Source organism: Azospirillum formosense (assembly GCF_040500525.1).
GTDB classification, from domain to species: Bacteria; Pseudomonadota; Alphaproteobacteria; order Azospirillales; family Azospirillaceae; genus Azospirillum; species Azospirillum formosense_A.
The window spans coordinates 795,686-813,369 of sequence record NZ_CP159404.1 but is presented as its reverse complement, the minus strand read 5'-3'; the positions used below and the strand labels follow the sequence as shown (position 1 = coordinate 813,369).

14 protein-coding genes and 1 tRNA gene are annotated in these 17,684 nt (G+C 71.0%); 2 read left to right on the top strand and 13 right to left on the bottom strand.

From position 1 onward, the window contains the following. Positions 1-786: 786 nt before the first annotated feature. Together ABVN73_RS24245 and ABVN73_RS24240 are read left to right on the top strand one after the other, a co-directional pair. The gene (locus ABVN73_RS24245; RefSeq protein WP_353861136.1) at positions 787-1,665 is read left to right on the top strand and encodes a helix-turn-helix domain-containing protein; all 879 of its coding nucleotides are present in this window, start codon (positions 787-789) and stop codon (positions 1,663-1,665) included. 60 nt (positions 1,666-1,725) lie between these two features. Next, on the top strand, positions 1,726-2,370 hold the full coding sequence (locus tag ABVN73_RS24240; RefSeq protein WP_353861135.1) for a hypothetical protein: 645 nt from the start codon (positions 1,726-1,728) through the stop codon (positions 2,368-2,370). Between the two features lie 22 nt (positions 2,371-2,392). On the opposite strand, the gene dctP is transcribed toward ABVN73_RS24240, so the two are convergent. The 13 genes from dctP to tauD all read right to left on the bottom strand — a co-directional run bounded on the left by dctP (position 2,393) and on the right by tauD (position 17,668). Then, positions 2,393-3,433, bottom strand: a complete 1,041-nt coding sequence (gene dctP, locus ABVN73_RS24235; RefSeq protein ID WP_353861134.1) for a TRAP transporter substrate-binding protein DctP — start codon at positions 3,431-3,433, stop codon at positions 2,393-2,395. Positions 3,434-3,448: 15 nt separating this feature from the next. Continuing rightward, positions 3,449-5,590, bottom strand: coding sequence for an adenylate/guanylate cyclase domain-containing protein (locus ABVN73_RS24230; RefSeq protein ID WP_353861133.1), 2,142 nt, complete (start codon positions 5,588-5,590; stop codon positions 3,449-3,451). A gap of 52 nt (positions 5,591-5,642) precedes the next feature. Beyond that, on the bottom strand, positions 5,643-6,170 hold the full coding sequence (locus ABVN73_RS24225) for a GNAT family N-acetyltransferase (RefSeq protein ID WP_353861132.1): 528 nt from the start codon (positions 6,168-6,170) through the stop codon (positions 5,643-5,645). After that, positions 6,167-8,701 carry an MFS transporter gene (locus ABVN73_RS24220; protein WP_353861131.1) on the bottom strand — a complete coding sequence of 845 codons (2,535 nt, stop codon included), beginning with the start codon at positions 8,699-8,701 and terminating at the stop codon, positions 6,167-6,169. Before ABVN73_RS24220 ends, ABVN73_RS24225 begins: the two co-directional genes overlap by 4 nt. A 2-nt stretch (positions 8,702-8,703) precedes the next feature. Further along, a complete protein-coding gene (locus ABVN73_RS24215) occupies positions 8,704-9,906 on the bottom strand; it encodes an ABC transporter substrate binding protein (protein ID WP_353861130.1) in 1,203 nt (400 codons plus the stop codon). Beyond that, positions 9,903-11,081 carry an alanine racemase gene (gene alr, locus ABVN73_RS24210; RefSeq protein ID WP_353861129.1) on the bottom strand — a complete coding sequence of 393 codons (1,179 nt, stop codon included), beginning with the start codon at positions 11,079-11,081 and terminating at the stop codon, positions 9,903-9,905. Before alr ends, ABVN73_RS24215 begins: the two co-directional genes overlap by 4 nt. Continuing rightward, positions 11,078-12,142: a patatin-like phospholipase family protein gene (locus tag ABVN73_RS24205; protein ID WP_353861128.1), complete on the bottom strand. Its 1,065-nt coding sequence runs from the start codon at positions 12,140-12,142 to the stop codon at positions 11,078-11,080. Before ABVN73_RS24205 ends, alr begins: the two co-directional genes overlap by 4 nt. Positions 12,143-12,233: 91 nt before the next feature. Next, complete coding sequence (locus tag ABVN73_RS24200) at positions 12,234-12,956, bottom strand: sigma-70 family RNA polymerase sigma factor (protein WP_353861127.1); 723 nt, start codon at positions 12,954-12,956, stop codon at positions 12,234-12,236. A gap of 481 nt (positions 12,957-13,437) precedes the next feature. Continuing rightward, positions 13,438-13,513 (bottom strand) — tRNA-Trp (locus ABVN73_RS24195). 616 nt (positions 13,514-14,129) lie between these two features. Further along, positions 14,130-14,903 (bottom strand): ABC transporter ATP-binding protein, encoded by a 774-nt coding sequence (locus ABVN73_RS24190; RefSeq protein ID WP_353861126.1) that lies wholly within the window; start codon positions 14,901-14,903, stop codon positions 14,130-14,132. Between the two features lie 4 nt (positions 14,904-14,907). Continuing rightward, on the bottom strand, positions 14,908-15,765 hold the full coding sequence (locus ABVN73_RS24185; RefSeq protein ID WP_353861125.1) for an ABC transporter permease: 858 nt from the start codon (positions 15,763-15,765) through the stop codon (positions 14,908-14,910). A gap of 12 nt (positions 15,766-15,777) precedes the next feature. Beyond that, positions 15,778-16,764: an aliphatic sulfonate ABC transporter substrate-binding protein gene (locus tag ABVN73_RS24180; protein ID WP_353861124.1), complete on the bottom strand. Its 987-nt coding sequence runs from the start codon at positions 16,762-16,764 to the stop codon at positions 15,778-15,780. Positions 16,765-16,810: 46 nt separating this feature from the next. Continuing rightward, entirely contained in the window at positions 16,811-17,668 is an 858-nt protein-coding gene (tauD, locus tag ABVN73_RS24175; protein WP_353861123.1) for a taurine dioxygenase, read from the bottom strand. Between the last annotated feature and the right edge of the window lie 16 nt (positions 17,669-17,684).

The following is a 17,684-nucleotide window of genomic DNA, read 5'->3' as shown; positions in this document are numbered from 1 at the left end:
CCAATCCCTCCTTGCCCGTCTATGACCATGCGGCGGCGGGCGCGCCCTGACAACCGCTTCGTGACGGGCGACCTCCTTCGGTATGGAGCCTTTGCCCGCGCCCATGGAGCGATAGCCCGCGGTTATGGAGCAACAACCCGCGCTTTGCCGGCAGGGCGTTGACATCTTTCGACTCTGTCCGCGACTCCGGTCCCCGATGCGAATCGCTCCGTGCCAACACGGACGCGGACGGGGAGCAGGGCGCGGGCTATCGCTCCATGGCCGCGCGTTGCCTGCGAGTCTGGCCGCGAGTCGGAACTCCAGGGGGCGGGGAGGGGAAGCGCGAGCAAAAGCTCCATCCCTTGCTCGCCGCCGGGCTACCACCGGCCACGGGTGAGGGGGGCAGGGCGCGGGCTATCGCTCCATACACGCGGGCTATCGCTCCATGATGGGCGAAGGATCATCCCCCGAACCGCGGGCTGTTGCTCCATAATCCGGCGCTCCGGCCGCGGCCTATGGCTCCATGCATCCGACTCCGGGGGCGCGGGCTATCGCTCCAGGGGCGCGGGTTTCCGCTCCAGGATTCCGATTCGGGGATGAAGCGCGGGCAATCGCTCCATGACGGCGGGCAAAGGCTCCAGGAGCGCGGGCCAGGGCTTCAACGGCGCGGGTTACCGCTCCATGCCCGGCTATGGAGCGATAGCCCGCGGTTTGAAGAGCCGCGCGCCGCTGGGAATCCTGATCCGCAAAGCCACCGGCCCGCCGTCCGTGCGGAGCCGGTCCCGATCGCCTTGCGGAGACCGCATCATGACACCCCGCGACCACACAGCATTGGACGACACGCCGGAATCCGGCCCGCCCGCCGACAACGGGCGCTGGGGCCGGATTCCGGCCTGGTGGCTGGGCCACCCCGCCATCGACGCCGACGGTCTGGCCGTGCTGGCGGCGCTGGCCACCTACGCCAACGCCCGCGGCGAATGCTGGCCGTCCCAGGCGACTCTCGCCACGGCGCTGAAGCGCAGCCGCAGCACGGTGAACCGCATTCTCGGCCATCTTGCCGAATCCGGGGTGATCGCAAGGGAGTCCCGCCGCTCCGCCTCGGGCGGGCGGCTGTCCTGCCTGTACCGGCTGCGGCTGGTCCCCGGCGACGGAGCGATTCCGACGGCCGGCACGGAGGACGACCGGGCCAGGACGACGCCTGCCGGGCCCTCCGCCACGCCCCCTGTGCAGACGCCGGCCATGCATGTCGCTCCCACCGACTCCCCGTGTGCGCCGGTGCGACAGAAACAGCCGGAATCCGAACAGACTCCGGACTCGCACGCTTCGCGCGGGCCTGCACAGGCCGTTCCGGACGGCTGGATGCCGGATGCCGGGGATCGCGCCTGGGCCGAAAGCCGCTTCGCCGGCGTGGACCTCGACCGCCACGCCGAAGGATTCCGGCTGCGCTGCCAAGCCCACGGCTACCGCTACCGCGACGCCGCGGCCGCCTGGAAAGCGTGGCTGACGCAGGACGCCGCCGCCGGCCGGGCGCCGATGCTCCGCCCGGCGGGTCCCGTTCCCGTCACCAGGCCGGCAGCAACCGCGCCCGTTCCCGAACAGAAGCTCGGCGCCTGGATGGCCGCCGCGGCGAAGCTCAGCGCCGCCCACGACCACGGCGCGCAAGCCCGCAAGCCCGTCTGGAGGTAACGAAACATCATGGCCATGCAGCCGCGTTGCGCACCGCCCGGGAAGCCGGGCCCATCGGTCGTGACTCCCCTGCCGACCCGTCCACCGCTGGCCTTCGACCCCGCCGCCCCCGCGGCCGAGCGCCGCGTCGCGCTGGTTTCAGCCTTGCCGGCGCCCCTCCGGGATGTCCTCGGCTCCGGACGGCTGGAGTGCCGGCCGCGCTTCGGCGACCGCGGATTCGACGGGGTGACGGAGGAGTGGAGCCCGCCCGACGGGGTGACCGCCCAGCACGCGCTGATGGCGCGGCGGGCGCTTGACGAGTTGACCGGCTCCATCCTGGCCCCGGCGTCGCCGGACCGTCTGCTGGCCCGCGTCCTGGCCCTGCTCAGCCACTACCCGGCCAAGGGAACCGCGCCGGAGGTGGAGCATCTGGTCGCGCTCGACTGGGCGGAGGACCTCGGCGAATTCCCGGCCTGGGCGGTCGATGCGGCGGCGCGGAGTTGGCGCCGCACGCAGAAATGGCGCCCGTCCATCGCGGAGATGCGGGCGCTGTGCGAGGAGGCCTGCGCGCCGGAATGGGCGCTGGCGCGGCGGCTGTCGGTGATCGCGGCGGCGGTGAGCGCATTGGGCGATACAGGGGGCGATGCGGGGGGCGACGGGGCGGGACACGGTCGCGCCGGACGGCTGCGCGCTCTGGCCGGCGGAGCGGTCCGGCGGATGGAATGAGCTGACCGTCCGGCTGCGCCGTCTACGGCGTCCGCTCCTCGCAGATCGCCCGTTCGAAGGCAGCCAGCATCTCCACGCCCTCGGCGCCGAAGCGCCGCTCGATGGCCTGCCGCACCGCGGGCTGGGTGACCTTGCGGAACGCCTCCGCCTCGCGCGGGGTCAGCGTGTGGACCTCCATGCGCTGCGCCAGCGGCGGCAGGCCGCGGTCGGAGGATTCGATCAGGCGGCTGAGGCCGCGGCTGGCGACGACGCCCAGACGCGCGCCGTTCAGCACCGCCGCGCGGTCGCTGGGGGCGAGATCGTCCAGGAATCTGGCGTTCATCACCCAGACATAGGGGAGGAACAGGTGGTTGCTCAGCGTCAGGTGGCGCTGCACCTCGTCGAAGCGGGCGAAGCGGACGATCGGCACCGGATTCATCTGGCCGTCCACCGCGCCGGTGCCCAGCGCGTTGTAGAGGTCCGACCAGGCGACGTTGACCGGCGTGCCGCCCAGGCTGCCGATCATGGTGCGGTGCGTCTCCAGATCCATGGTGCGGATCCTCAGCCCCTTCATGTCCTCGGGCTGGCGGATCGGGCGCTTGGAGTTGGTGATGGTGAACAGACCGCCCGGATCGCCGAAGCCCAGCACGGCGAGCCCCGCCTTGCGCCGGATCTCCTCGGCCAGCCGGTGGCCGAAGGGGCCGTCGAAGACGTCGTAGGCGTTGGCGACCGAGGAATAGGCGAAGGGCAGGTCGATGACCGCCAGCATCGGGTAGAGCGGCGCCACCCCGCCGACCGAGGAGATGGCCGACTGGATGGTTCCCTGGCGGACCAGCTTCACCGCGTCACCGTCGCGGCCCATCTGGCCCTCGGGAAAGATCTCCACCCGCACGCGCTTCTCGGTCACCACCTCCACATGGTTCTTGAACACGATCGCCATCGCCCCGGCGGTGTTGTCGAAGGCGTCGTTGCGGTTGGGGTGGGCCAGCTTGATGACCGTCTCGGCGGACACCCCGGCGGCGGCGAGCGCCAGCGCCAGTACCGTGCAGGCGGCCATCAGCCGCGCCGTCCATCTGCTTCTCATCGCGTCCTCTTCCGGTTACTTGGTCTTGAAATGCTCGGCGGGGGTCCAGCCGTCGCCGGGAGGATCGGCGATCAACCGTTCGCAGCGCGCGATGTAGAGCCGGGCGAGCGCCGCCACCTCCGGCTCGTCGGCCAGGGGCCGCAGCAGGTCCAGCGCGGCCGACCACCGCCGGCCGCGGTAGAGCGAGACGGCGACGTGCCACTGGCGGCACAGGTCGTGGGTCTCCGGCGGGCGGGCGAAGGCCGAATGCGGGTTGAGCGCGCCGACCAGCTCGAACAGCTCGATCGGCGACGACAGGCCCGAGGGCACGGCGAGATCGATGGGCCGGAACAGGAAGCGCCCGCGCACCGCGTGCTCCACCGCCCCGGTGACCAGGATGCTGGTGCCGTAGACCTTGTTCAGCCCCTCGATGCGCGAGGCGAGGTTCACGTGGGAGCCCAGCGCGGTGTACTGCATGCGGTCGGAGGAGCCGACGTTGCCCACCACCACCTCGCCCAGATGCAGGCCGAAGCGGGTGGGCATCGGCGGCATCCCGGCGGCGAGGCAGGCGTCGTTGATGGCGCGGTTGACCGACAGGCAGCCGAGCGCGGCGAGGCAGGCGTGCTCCGCGTGGTCCGGATCGGGGCGCGGGGCGTTCCAGAAGGCCATGATGGCGTCGCCGATGAACTTGTCCACGGTGCCGCCATGGCCGTGGATGCAGGCGGTCATCCGCTCGAAATAGGTGGTCAGCCGGTCCAGCACCTGCTGCGGCGGCATGGACTCGCTGGTCGCGGTGAAGCCGGCGATGTCGCTGAACAGGATGCTGAGGGCGCGCGTCTCGCCGCCCAGCTCGCCGCCGTCGCCGGTGACGATGATGTCGCGGACCAGCGCCTTGGGCACATAGGCGCCGAAGCGGCGCAGCCCGCCCTTCATGGCCTCCACGGCGCCGGCCAGCTCCGCCACCTCCTGCACGCGGGTGCGGACGGCGAAGCGGCCGGTCAGGTCGAAATGACGGATGCGCTTGGTTTCCGATACGATGTCCTGCATCGGGCGGGTCAGCCGGTGCGACAGCCAGAGCAGCAGCAGCACCGACACCGCCAGAAGCCCGGCGCCGATCACGACGATGCGGTAGGTGGCGCGGCGCAGCGAACCGACGAACTCGTCCACTTCCACCGCCACGCCGACGGTCCAGCCGCTGCCGATCCCGTCGGCCAGGGTCGCGAACTCGACGATGTAGTCGCGGCCCTGCGGCCCCAGCGGCGCGATGAAGCGGTCGCCGGCCCCGCTGTTGCGGCGCTCCACCGCCTCGGCCAGCACCGGGTCGGGGAAGGACGCGGTGGTGTGGAGCGCCACCGCAGCGCCGTCGCCGCCGACCAGCAGATCGGCCCGGTTGTGGCAGATCACCCGCCCGGTGCCGTCGATCACGAACACCGCCCCGGAGGGGCCGATGCGCAGGGCGTCCAGCCGGGCCGCCAGCCGGTCCAGCGAGACGTCGGCCCCGATGGTGCCGATGGGCACCCCGTCGTCGGTGGCCATCCGGTAGGAGACGGTGACCACCGGCCGCCGGGTCGCCGGCAGAACGAAGGCGTCGGACATCACCGCCGCCCCGGCCGTTTGTGCCGTCACGTACCAGGGGGCGGTGCGCGGGTCCTCCGTCGCCTCCGCCCGCTCCACGCCGGTGACCTGTCCCCAGGAGCGCAGGTAGAAATAGGAGTCGGCGAACCGGCCCGAACTGGAATCCTGCATGCGCAGGGCGAGCGCGCTGCCCGGCGGCGGCGCGGCGGGGCCGAAACGCCCGCCGTCGGGGGCCAGCCGCGCCATCTGGAAAAACGCCCCATCCCCGGCGAAGCCGACATAGAGCGAGGCGAGCTGCGGCAGGGTGGCCAGGGCGTCGGAGAAGTAGCGCAGCGATTCGATGCGGCGCAGCCCGTTCCGGTCGATCCGCCCGAATCCGGCCATCGCCTCGGCGACGCGGGCCACCGGGCTGACCAGACCGTTCAGGTCGTTGGTGACCGTCTGGGTGGTGCGCGCGATGGATTGCGACGCCACCTCCAGCGCGGTGCGGGAGTTCTCGTGGTAGAGGTAGCTGAGCATCACCGCGATCAGCGGCACCGTCGTCAGCAGGAAGGCCAGCGCGATTCCCACGCGCAGGCGTATGCGGTACGGCGTTTGGGACATCGGGCGGTCTCCGGAGGGCCAGAAGGGCGGTGGCGACGATGACAAGGCGGCCTCAGCCACCGCCCGGGGCGGACAGGTCGCGGACGAAGAGGAGACGGTCGTGCCCGTCGTGTTTGGGCTTGCGCGCGAAGACGCGCATGCCGACCGACAGCATGCCGCGCACGCTCGCCGTGTTCTCGGGCCGGACGGTGGCGAACCAGTAGCGGTGCCGCTCCGGCGGCAGCGCCCCGTGGGCGGCGGCTTCGATCAGGCGCCGGTGCAGGCCCTGCCCGCGCCGGTCCGGATGCACCAGGATGCCGGTGAAGTGCAGCGCCCGGTCGAGGTCCCCGTCCGGAAGACCATAGTCACGGCCCAGATTGTGGGCGGACCGGCCGGGGAACTGCACGGCGAGGAAACCGGCGAGCGCGCGGTCGGTCAGGGCGCCGAGCACCATCCCGCGGTCCATTCGCGGTCCGGCCAGCATGTCCGACAGCTCGGCCTCGGTGAGCGGGTGCATCAGCGGGCCGCAGGCCTCCCGCTGCAATTCCAGGACGGCGCGCAGCGCGTCCGGCGTCAGGCGGGCGAAGCGCAGCCCGGTCATCGTCCGTTCTCCGTCCGCGTCCGCCCGGTGCGGTGCGGGACGGTCCGCCGCCATGTCAGAAGGGCGAAGAGCAGCAGGCTTGCGGCCAGCAGCCCGCCGATCATTCCCACACCCTGCGGTCCGGCGCCCAGCGGGACGGCGGCGGCCAGCGTGCCGAACAGCGGCGGACCGGCGGCCTGTCCCAGCTTGCGGGCGTTGACGTGCAGGGCCAGCACGGAGTCGCGCCGCCGCGCCTCGCGCGCCGCCAGAAGCTCGGCGTGACGGATCTGGGCGGACAGGCCGAAACTCTCCGCGAGGCCGATCAGGAACACCGTGGCGAAGGCCGTCCACAGGGACGCCTGGAGACCGAACAGGGCCAGCGCCCCGGCGATCATCGCCGCGGACAGCAGCGTCACCCCCGGAATCGGCAGGCGCCGCGCCGCCATGCGGGTCAGCAGCGGCCCGGCCAGCACGACGCACAGGCCGTGCAGCAGGTAGGCGCGGCCCACCGTCGCCGACGACAGGCCGAGGTCCGCGATGAACAGCGGCAGGTAGAAGGGCAGGAACATCGCCGCCACCGCGGTGGGCAGGGAGATCAGCGCCAGGAACAGCGGCACCTTGATGCGCCGCCGCCGCGGCTGGACCGTCCCGCAAGGCGTTGAGAGCGCCGCCGGCGCGCAGTGAACATCCGGCGGGACGGTTCCGGGCAGGCGGGGAACGCCGAACGCGGTGTAGAGCAGCCCGGCGACCGGGATCACGGCCCCCCCGGCGAACACCGTCACCGGCCCGTAGGTGGTGGAGAGCAGGGCGCCCGACACGGCCCCGCAATTCACCCCGGCATACATGCCGGCGAACAGCCCCGATTGCAGAGCGGACGTTTCGGAAACCCCGCGCAGCCGCCCGATCAGGGCGTTCGCGGCGATCAGCCCGGTCATGCCGCCGGCTCCGCTCAGCCCGCGGGCCATCACGAACAGCAGCGGGTCGGCGGCCATCGCCGCCACGGCGGCCAGCGCCATGCCCGCCGCCGCCGCCGCGAAGCCGGCCAGCGAGACCGCCCGCCAGCCGAACCGGCCGGTCAGCCGTCCGGCGGCCAGCGCCGCGGCGACCCCGCACAGCATTTCCGCCGTCAGGGGTGCCGCGGCCATCTGGGACGGCGACAGCGGGGGAAAGGGGGCCCCGCCGAAGCTGCTCATCAGCAGCGGGACGAAGGACACCGGCAAAAAGGCGCCGAAATACATCAGAAAGGCCGAGAAGCGGATGGAGCCGGCGAAATCGCCGGTCGCGCCCGGCGCGGGCCTGGGCGGGTCGGCCTCGCCCGGTTCGGCCCGCCCGTCGCCCGAGCGGCGGGCCATCCGCGTCCGTCCGCCGAGCACGCGGTCCATCTCGAACATGAACAGCAGCGAGGTGACGAGGATGGTCGCCATGTCCAGACCGAACTCGGTCAGCTGGGCGGCCACCCGGTCGCCGTCGACGACGGCCACCAGCTCGCGCGCCTCGCCGCCGCGGTCCTGAGCGAGCGGCCAGCGCAGCGTCACGTCCGGCATGTCCGACAGGAAGGGGACGCCGGCCACGATGTGGCGGGCGTCGTGGCTCGGCGGGGTGGCGCCGGGGAGGGCCAGCTCGATGGTCTGCAGGGTCGGCATGCTGGCGCGGATGCGGTCGAAATAGCCGTCAACCCCGGCCAGCGACCCGTAGTCGAGCCCGCGGCGGACCACGGACTCGACGTCGTTGCGGATCATCCGGGCGACGATCTGGGTCGCCTGTTCGGCGGCCTCCAGATGGGCGGTGGAGATCAGCGTGTAGCATTCCGCCGCCGCCGCGGTCTGTGCGACCAGCATCGCGCCGAGCGCCAGCAGCCGGCGCAGGCGCTCCAGCCGGACCCGGCGCCCCTCCGGCGCGCGGCGCAGCCCGAAGGCCATGACCAGACCGGTCAGGCCGAGGAAGCCGACCGTCCCCAGCCCCGTCCACAGGAGCTGCGGCAGGGTGCGGTCGCGGAACTCCTCGACGCGGTCGTCCACCCTGGCGCTGTCGGACTGGATGATCAGGAAGCCGGCGGGAGCGTCGGCCGTCCGGCCGTCCCGCTCCGCCGCGCCGGGGATGCGGATCGGCAGATAGAGGGCGTAGGTGCCGTTGTCGGCATCGTGCCGGAACCAATGGGGGCGCCGCTCCAGCTCGGCGCGGGCGCGACGCAGGGTGGCCTCCGGCGCCGGCTCCACGGGCCGGCCCCGGGCGGTGGCGACGACGCGCCCGTCCGCCACCACCACCCCGATCCCCCGCGCCCAGGGCAGGGTGGCGGCGAGCTGGTCCAGGATCGCCTCCAGCCCGTAGAAGTCGTCCAACGGCTTGCCGTAGCCCAGCGCGTCCTGGACGTTCTCGACGGTCTTGCCGCCGACCACCGCGAAGGCGGCCATCAGCGTGCCCGCGTGGTTCTGGCGGACGGAGCCGAGATTGATGCTCAGGCTGAAGGCGAGGGTCACCCCGACCAGAAGCACCGACACCAAGAAGGCGCGGAGGGGGCCGGATCGGCCATGCGCGGCGCCGGACGAGGCCATGGCTAGAGCACTCCGTGCAGTGAATCCGCCGCCAGCAGCGCCGGAAAGGGGATGCGGTAGCCGATGGCCGCCGCGGTCGCGGCGTTCCAGGCGATGGAGGGCGTGTCGAAATAGACCTGCGGCAGGTGGCGCAACGGTTCGCCGGCCATGACGCGGGCGATGGTGGCGGCACCGAAATGGCCGATGCCTGCCATGTCGGCGCGGGCGATGCTCATCAGCGCGCCGCGCTCCACCTCCTCGGGGCCGAGCTGCGAGAAGGTCGGGATGCGCTGTTTCAGGAAGGGCCGGACCAGCGCGGAGAAGCGGTCCAGCGGCCAGCGCCCATAGGTGATGTAGACGGCCTCCGCCTCGCGCGACAGCGCCTCCCAGGCGTCGGTCAGCTCGACCTCGTAGCGGTATTGGTCGAGGTGGTCGATCGGCGCGCGGACGTGCCGCTCCACCAGTTCGAACCCGGTCCGCTCGGCCATCGCCTCGATGTCGGGCAGCGAGGCGATGGCCCGCCCCGTCGGGCTGTCGTCGTAGGCGATGCCCAGCCGCTGGAACCGGAAGGTCCTGTGGAAGATGGACAGCTGGCGCTGGAACCGCCGCGGGTCGAGATGCGCCCACACATGGTCGCTCCCGGTGTCGGTTTCCGACTCGACGATCCCGGCGGCGATCGGGTTGGTGCAGGAGAAGGCGAGGACCGGCACCCGGTGCGCGTCGGTCGCCAGTGCGACGCCGGAGACCGTGCCCATGACGATCATCAGGTCAATGTCGCCCGGGTCCTGCAGACGCCGCACCAGCGCGGCGGCGCCCTCGGCCGTCAGGTTGGTGGCGTGGGCGTCGGCGACGAAGTCGAGAACCGGGCTGCCGGCGCGGGCGGACAGCCAGGACCACAGGCTGGCGGTGTCGGTCTGTCCCGGGCGGTAGGGCAGTCCCGTCAGCGGGCCGGTCCAACCCATCCGCTCCAGTTCGCCGAGGATAGCGGCGAGCGTCGCGGCGTAATTGCCGTAGGGCATGGATTCGGCGTAGCCGATCCGCCAGCGCCGGGGCACCTCCCGGACCGACGGGAAGGGTCGGGGGGCGGCCAGGGCCGTGGGCGCCGCGCAGAGGGCGCCGAGACCGGCGGCGGCGGCCCCGGCCATCCAGCCGCGGCGGGTCAGCGCCGCGGCTTCCGGTTCGTCGGCAAGGGCTCGGCGGCTAGACGGCGGGACAGCTTCGCTCATTCCGTCCGGTCCTCCCTCGCGGTGCTCGACCGGTAGCGGCGGACGACCCGCGGCCCGAGAAGCGGGACCGCGCTGGGCCGCAGCCCGGACCGCGCCGCGACGTCCTCCGCGGTGATCCGGTGATCGCCCTGCTGCCCGATCAGGACGGCCTCGTCGCCTGGCTGGACGCCGGGAATGTCCGTCACGTCGGCCAGCAGGCTGCTCATGAAGGGGCGCCCCAGGACCGGCGCCGGGCGGCCCCGGATCAGCAGGACCCCGCCGGCCAGCCGGTGCAGGTGGTGGCCGTCGGCGAAGCCGAAAGGCAGGACCGCCACCGGCGTGCGCCGCGGCGCCGCGCCGGTGGCGGCGTAATCGGCGACGTCGCCCGGTTCCAGCGCCGTCACGCGGGAGACGCGGGCCTTCACGCTCATCACCGGGGCCAGGGGCAGGGGCGGGTCCCCGTCGGCCATGCGGATGCCCAACAGGGCGGCGCCGCAGCGCACCGCCGTGCAGCCGATGCGCGCCGCGGCCGCGGTCAGCAGGGGCCGGCCGAGGGCCGGGCTGCTGAGCGCGTGGACCAGCGCCGGCAGCCGCCCGGCGGCCCGCGCCGCCTCGACCGCCTCGCCGAAGCGCTCCAGCTCCGCCAGCCCGCCGTCCTCATCGGGGCCGTAGGAGCCGGACAGGTGGGTGTAGAGGCCCTCCAGCCGCAGAGCCGGCGCGGCGGCCACCGCGGCCAGCAGGTCGGTCAGCTCCGCCCGCGGCACACCGAAGCCGGCGAAACCGGTGTTCACCCGGACATGCACCTCCACCGTCCGCCCGGCGCGGTTGGCGGCGGTGGCGAGCGCCCGCGCCTCCGCCGCGCTGGTGACGGTGGCGCCCAGCCGGTGCAGGGCGGGCAATCGGAGCTGGCTGGGCAACGGCGGGTCGATCACCAGGATGGGGGCGGTGATCCCGGCCCGCCGCAAGGTGATGCCCTCGCCCATGTCGGCGACCACCAGCCCGTCGATCCCGAACCGCTGCAGCGCCCGGCCGACCGGCCCGGCGCCGTGGCCGTAGGCGTCCGCCTTCACCACGCCGAAGACCGCCTGACCGGGAAGGCTGCGGCGCAGCCGTTCCAGGTTCCGGCCGAGGGCGTGCAGATCGATGTCCGCCCAGACGGTGGTGCTGCCCCGCCGGCCCGTCCGCGTTCCCGTCATGCAAGGAACTTCGCGCTGATGTCGGTCGAGGATTCCCGGCCGATCTTGTCGAAGTGCTGGTCCAGGAACTCCTCGGCCTTGTGGCGGCCCGTTTCGAACATGTACATCAGGAAGTCCCAGTCGGCGTTCAGCTTGCTCGTGACGCCCAGTTTCTCCACCACCTCTTCGGCGTCGATGGTGTGGATGTGCATCTTCTTGTGCTTGTCCGGACTCAGCTCGCCCGAGTCGATCAGCTTGGAGACGAAGTCGACGACGCGCAGCTCGCGCATCATGCTGGAGTTGAAGCTGAGGGTGTTGACGCGGTCCATGATCTCGCGGGCGGTGCGCGGCGGCACCGGCACGCGGACCGGGTTGATCTGGACGACCAGGATGTCGCGGCTGTCGCACTGATCGATCAGCGGGAACAGCGGCGGGTTGCCGGAATAGCCGCCGTCCCAGTAGAAGGCGTTGCCGACCTGCACCGCCTGGAACAGGAAGGGCAGGCAGGCCGAGGCGAGCACCGCCTCCACCGAGATGTCCTTCGGGCCGAACACCTTCAGCCGGCCGGCGCAGACGTCGGTCGCCGCGATGAAGGTCTTGCAGGCCGGCGCCTTGCGCAGCCGCTTGAAATCCACCACGTCCGACAGCACGTCGCGCAGCGGGTTCATGTTCATCGGGTTCAGCTCGTACGGCGACATCATGCGCGACAGCGCGTCGAACATCTGCCAGAGCGGGGAGAAGTCCATGTTCCCCTTGCTGAACATCTTGTCGAGCGGGGTCGGCTGGAGCGGCCCCTTCTTCGCCTCGTCGGAGATGCGGCGCCAGAATTCGCGCAGCTTGCTCCGCGCGCCCTCGCGACCCCCGATGGTCAGGCCATAGGCGGTGACGGCGCAGTTCATGGCGCCGGCGCTGGTGCCGACGATGCCGTCGATGCTCAGGCGCCCATCCTCCAGGATGCGGTCGAGCACGCCCCAGGTGAAGGAGCCGTGGGCGCCGCCCCCTTGGAGCGCGAGGTTGATCGGCTTGGCGCCCTTGCGGTCGGCGGGTTGGACGGCGGGGGCGGGCATGGTCTGGTCGGGCATGGATGGCTCCGGTCGTTGGCGTCCTGACGGCGGTCGCCAGGCTTGGGAATGGTCGTGGGATCGGCCGCGCTTGGGCGTGCGGCGCGGCGGCTCACGGCGCCGGCTTCATCGTCTTGGGGGGACGCGTTCTGGTCAGAACGCCGTGCTTGGTGGCGCGCCGCGCCTGGGGGGTGTCGGGCGGCGGTTTCGCCAGTAGGTCGCGGTGATCGGGAACCGCGCTGCGCAGGTAGCTGCGGATCTGCTGGATCCATTTGCGGGCCAGCTCTTCGGAGATCGACAGCTCCGCCGCGATGTCCGCGTAGGGCTGCTCCTCGATGAAGCGCATGCGGGCGGCCTGCCGCATCCGCTCGTCCCGGATGCCGTCGAGCGATTCCAGGACCTTGGCGAGCAGCGCGCGGTCGGCGTTGGTGCGCTCCGGGTCCATGGCGTCCCGTCCGCTGGAAACGTCGGCGATGGAGGCGATCTCGATGAGGGAGCCGACCAGGACGGGATGGCGCTGGTGGGCGCGGTGCCGGTCGATGAAATGGTTGATGGCGGTGCGCCGCAGCCAGGTGCGCGCCTTGATGATGGAGCGCGCGTAAAGGGGCAGGGATTCATACAGGTTGATGCAGAGCCCGCTCAGGCAGTCGTGAATCTCCTGCCTGTTTCCTTTGCACAACCGATGGTATGTCCAAAACAGGTCGGTGTGATGGCGGCACCAGAAGACCCAGAAGGCGGTCTGGTCCCCGGTCGCGATGCGTTCCAGAAGGCCGGAATCGTCCAGCTGGTGGAGGTCGTCCCCGCTGCGGGAGAGGAGTCGCGGCGATCCAGCCATGGACAGGGAAGGCCAGGGGCGTTTCGTTTCCCGCCGACGATCCGACGCCGTTCCGGTGGGGATATCCCCCAAAGGTTGCGCTCTTTGCTGCATATCACGTCCCTTGCGCGTTTTGCTCAAGGGACGCTCGCCAAGTTCTACGTGTGAACGAACTGGATATACTTTTTTTCGAAATACCTATGTATTTCGTGCGACCTTATATAAAAAACGGCCTATATGACCACAACCTCACTATGTCCTGATAATCACGGCATGGCTATACGCCCGCATCCGGGCGCATCGGTTCTGTCGGTTGGCATCGAAGGGCGGGATGGCGGCTAGTAACGCCGCGTGGCATCAGACCGTTTGGAAGAACAGGTGTGAGGATCTATTAACCAAGAAAACAGAATCTTCGACCCTGGCGGCCAAGACTGTTTCCGGATCTTCACAATTCAGGAGGGGCGCGCTGCCCTGCGCGGAGCCATTCGAACACGGCGTCGAATGGCAGGAGTGGAGGGGCTCGAACCCCCAACCCCCGGTTTTGGAGACCGGTGCTCTACCAATTGAGCTACACTCCTGTCGCCGCCTTGCAGCGGGAAGCCGCTTGTAGGCGATTTCGAGGCTGCGCACCAGAAGAAAATCACGGCGTCCGCGTTTCAAACACGCATTCACCGCGAGGCCAAGGGGAGAGGGGCGGCGGAGCGGGCGAGCCCGGCTGTCACCGGCCCGGTGTGCGCACTCCGCAAAGAAATAATTCACAGAAATACGTCGCGTCTTGACAGATTTTGAATAAAACCGCTCCATGAGGGAAGTTTTTATCCATGTTTTAAAATACAGATGTCAGTTTTAAAAAACTTTGCGACGGCTTCCTTCGGCGAAATGGCGTTGGGCCTGATGACGGCGACGCCGCTGGGCGCTCGTCCTCGTCGGAGGCTCCGTCCTTTGCCCCTGGCGGCTGATCCATCGGCAACCCGGCCCGGTCGCCTCATCCGTCCTTCAAGGCGCCTCGCGCGCCAAAGCGAAGCCCGCCCGGCCCGCGTGGCGCTCCATTGAGCAGGATGGTCCAGTTCAACGCCTGCCTTGCCTTCCTTCGACGTGCATCATGGCCCGCCCCTGGCAGGGATCAGCGCGCCAAGGGCTCTCCGCATCGGTAGGACTTGCGGCCAACAGCGGCCAACAGCGGTCAGGTGGCGGTCAGATGGCGGCGGCGGGAAACGCCTCCTCGCCGCTGATGCGATGGCGGAACGCGCGGCTGAGGTCGGCGAGCAGCCGGTGCTTCCAAACCTCGAACAACGGATCGGCGCGATCGCGCGGACGCGGCAACGGCGGCGTCGCGATGGTCAGGACGCGGCCCGGGCGGGGCAGCATCACCACGACGCGGTCGGCCAGGACAAGCGCCTCCTCGATGTCGTGGGTGACCAGGATCAGCGTCGGGCGTTCGTAGGCCCACAGGCTCAGCAGATGGTCCTGCAGGTCGTAGCGGGTCAGGGCGTCCAGCGCCGAGAAGGGCTCGTCGAGCAGCAGGACCGAGGGCCGCCCGACCAGCGCCCGCGCCAGCGCGGCGCGCTGGGCCATGCCGCCGGACAGCTCCCGCGGCCACGCCCCGGCGAAGTCGGCGAGACCGACGCGCGCCAGCGCCTGCACCGTGCGGGCCTCGCGTTCCGCCTTCGGCAGATGGCGGATGCCGAAGGCGACGTTGTCGCGGATGCGCAGCCAGGGCATCAGCCGCGGTTCCTGGAAGACGAAACCGATCTCGTCGCGTGGGCCGCGCACCGGACGGCCGTTCAGCACGACCTCCCCGGCGGTCGGCGTCTCCAGACCGGCGATCAGGCGCAACAGCGTGCTCTTGCCGCAGCCGGAGCCGCCGACGACGCCGAGGATTTCCCCCGGCGCCACCTCCAGTCCGATTCCCTCCAGCGCCAGATGGCCGTTGGGGTAGCGCTTGCCCAGCCCATCGATGCGCAGCATCGGCTCAACCCTCCGGTTTGAAGGAATCCTGCCAGCGCAGGAGCGGGCGGGACAGGGCGGCCAGCAGCCCGTCGGTCAGCTTGCCCAGCACCGCGAAGGCGACGATGGAGGCGAGGATGGTCGCCGGCTGGCCGGTCATCTGCCCGTCGGTCAGCAGGAAGCCCAGCCCCTCGCTGGCTCCCATGAACTCCGCCGCCACCACGAACATCCAGCCCAGTCCCAGCCCGGCCCGCAGCGCCAGCGCGTAGGCGGGCAGGGCCGCCGGCAGCAGGATGCGCCACACCAGCGCCGGCCCGGACAGGCGGAAGATGCGCCCCACCTCCACCAGCTTGCGGTCCACGTCCAGGATGGCGCCGGACAGGGCCAGATAGATCGGGAAGAAGACGCCGACCGCGATCAGGATGACCTTCGAGGTCTCGAAGATGCCGAACCACAGGATGAACAGCGGCACCCAGGCGATCGACGGGATGGATCGCAGCGCCTGCAGAGTGGGGTCGAGCAGGCGGCGCGCCCAGGTCAGATAACCGGTGAGCGCCCCCAGCAGCGTCCCCGCCAGCACCCCGAACAGGAAGCCCAACCCCACCCGGCCCAGCGTCGCCGTCACATGGGTGGCCAGGTCGCCGGACCGCCACAGGCCCGACAGGGTGGACAGGATGCGGCTGGGCGGCGGCAACAGGCGCCCGTTGCCCCAGCCCTGCGTCACGGCGATTTCCCAACCGAACGCCAGGGCCAGCGGGACGATCAGGCCGGCCAGCCCGTTCAGCCAACGGCGGCGGGGCGCCGTGCCGGGCCTCTCCGGCCCGGATGCCCGCGGAGCGGCCCCGGCCTCCCGCCGGTCCAGCGCCGGTTCGATGGCGGTCACGGACCGGCCTCCTTACTGGCTCAGCGCCTTGGAGAAGGACGGGTCGATCAGCGCCGCGACGGCTCCCTTCACGTCCACGTCAGCGCCCAGAACGCCGCTTTCCTGAAGGGCAAGGCCGGCCTGGAGGACCGTGTCGGCCTGCTCCGCGCCGATGGCGCCGTGGCTGAGGTCGGTGCGCTCCAGCTGGCGCGCGGCAACCGGTTCCGACAGCTTGGCGGCGGTGGCGATGGTCGCCTTCAGGTCCGCCGGGTTGGCGAGCGCGTGGGCGCGGGCCCTCTCGTAGGCGCGCAGCACGCGGGCGACCAGTTCCGGCTGCTGCTTGGCGAACTCCTCCCGCACGTTCAGGACGCCCCATGTGTTGGCGGCGGCGTTGCGGTGGAACAGCTTGGCGCCGTTGTCGATCTCCGCCTGGGCCATCAGCGGGTCGAGCCCGGCCCAGGCGTCCACGTCGCCCTTCTCCAGCGCCAGCCGGCCGTCCTGGTGCTGCAGCAGGACCAGCTTGATGTCCTTGTCGGTCAGCTTGTGCTGGGCGAGCGTGCGGACCAGGAAGATGTGCGGGTCGGTGCCGCGGGTGACGGCGACGCGCTTGCCCTTCAGGTCCTCGACCTTCGTGATGGCGCTGTCCGGGCCGGTGACCAGGGCGGTCCATTCCGGCTTGGAATAGACGTAGACCGATTTGATGGGATTGCCGTTGATCCGCGCGATCAGCGCCGCCGCTCCGGCGGTCGAGCCGAAATCCAGGCTGCCGGCGTTGAGGAACTCCAAGGCCTTGTTGGAGCCGAGGCTGAGCACCCAGCGAACGGCGATCCCGTCCTTCTTCAGCTCCTCCTCCAGCCAGCCCTTTTCCTTCAGCACGAGGCTGACCGGGTTGTAGTAGGCGTGGTCGAGGCGGATTTCCGTCACCCTGTCGGCGGCGCGGGCGGCGCCCGGCAGAAGGCTGGACAGGGCGGCGGCGAACAGGGCGCCGAGCACGGCGCGGCGCTGGAACAGGCTCGTCACGGTCGAAAGTCTCCCCAGGGATTTGATGGTGTTATGAAATGTTTGCTCAGGGTCCGACGGGCCGGTCGCCCAGCACGGTGGCGCGGTGCATCAGGCGGCTGTGCGGCAGGTAGTCGTTGACCGCGTAATGCTGGGTGGAGCGGTTGTCCCATAGCACGAGGTCGTCGGCCTTCCACCGCCAGCGCACGGTGAATTCCGGGCGGCTGATGTGGTTGAACAGCAGGTCGAGGATCGCGGCGCTCTCGCGGTCGCTCAGCCCGACGATGCGCGCGGTGAAGTTCTCGTTCACGAACAGCGCCTTGGCGCCGCTCACCGGATGGACGCGGACCACCGGGTGGATCACCGGCGGGTGGCGGTCGCGGGCCGCGCGCCAGCGCGCGTGCGTCTCCGGGTCGCCGCTGTGCCGCCATTCGGGGAAGGATTTGGTGAAGTCGTGCAGCGCGGTCAGCGGGTCGAGCAGACGGCGCAGCGGCTCCGACAGGCCGTTGTAGGCGGCGATGTTGCTGGCCCACACGGTGTCGCCGCCGCTGGGCGGGATCCGCTTGCCCGACAGCGCCACGATGGCCGGCGGCGTCTCGATGCAGGTCACGTCGGTGTGCCAGACGTCGTTGTCCGTCACGTTGTGCGGACCGGTGTCGAGCACCATGATCTCCGGCTGTTCGGGCACGTTGGGATAGACGGGATGGACGTGCAGGCTGCCGAAGCGGGCGGCGAAGGCGCGCTGGGCCGCGGGCGTCAGGGGTTGGTTCTCGAAGAACAGCACCTGGTGGGCGACCAGCGCGCGCTCCAGCGCGGCGGCCTCCGCGTCGCTCAGCGGGTGGGTGAGGTCCAGCCCCTCAACCCGCGCGCCGATGGCTGGGCTGACGGGGGTGATGGACAGGCTGGGCAGAGCAATGTCGGGCATGGCGGTTCCTCCGGTC

What these genes read in the sequence shown, in the direction of transcription:
- ABVN73_RS24245 (WP_353861136.1), top strand. Translation starts at nt 787, where the DNA reads ATGACACCCCGCGACCACACAGCATTGGACGACACGCCGGAATCCGGC.
- dctP (WP_353861134.1), bottom strand. Translation starts at nt 3,433, where the DNA reads ATGAGAAGCAGATGGACGGCGCGGCTGATGGCCGCCTGCACGGTACTG.
- ABVN73_RS24230 (WP_353861133.1), bottom strand. Translation starts at nt 5,590, where the DNA reads ATGTCCCAAACGCCGTACCGCATACGCCTGCGCGTGGGAATCGCGCTG.
- ABVN73_RS24225 (WP_353861132.1), bottom strand. Translation starts at nt 6,170, where the DNA reads ATGACCGGGCTGCGCTTCGCCCGCCTGACGCCGGACGCGCTGCGCGCC.
- ABVN73_RS24220 (WP_353861131.1), bottom strand. Translation starts at nt 8,701, where the DNA reads ATGGCCTCGTCCGGCGCCGCGCATGGCCGATCCGGCCCCCTCCGCGCC.
- ABVN73_RS24215 (WP_353861130.1), bottom strand. Translation starts at nt 9,906, where the DNA reads ATGAGCGAAGCTGTCCCGCCGTCTAGCCGCCGAGCCCTTGCCGACGAA.
- alr (WP_353861129.1), bottom strand. Translation starts at nt 11,081, where the DNA reads ATGACGGGAACGCGGACGGGCCGGCGGGGCAGCACCACCGTCTGGGCG.
- ABVN73_RS24205 (WP_353861128.1), bottom strand. Translation starts at nt 12,142, where the DNA reads ATGCCCGACCAGACCATGCCCGCCCCCGCCGTCCAACCCGCCGACCGC.
- ABVN73_RS24200 (WP_353861127.1), bottom strand. Translation starts at nt 12,956, where the DNA reads ATGGCTGGATCGCCGCGACTCCTCTCCCGCAGCGGGGACGACCTCCAC.
- ABVN73_RS24190 (WP_353861126.1), bottom strand. Translation starts at nt 14,903, where the DNA reads ATGCTGCGCATCGATGGGCTGGGCAAGCGCTACCCCAACGGCCATCTG.
- tauD (WP_353861123.1), bottom strand. Translation starts at nt 17,668, where the DNA reads ATGCCCGACATTGCTCTGCCCAGCCTGTCCATCACCCCCGTCAGCCCA.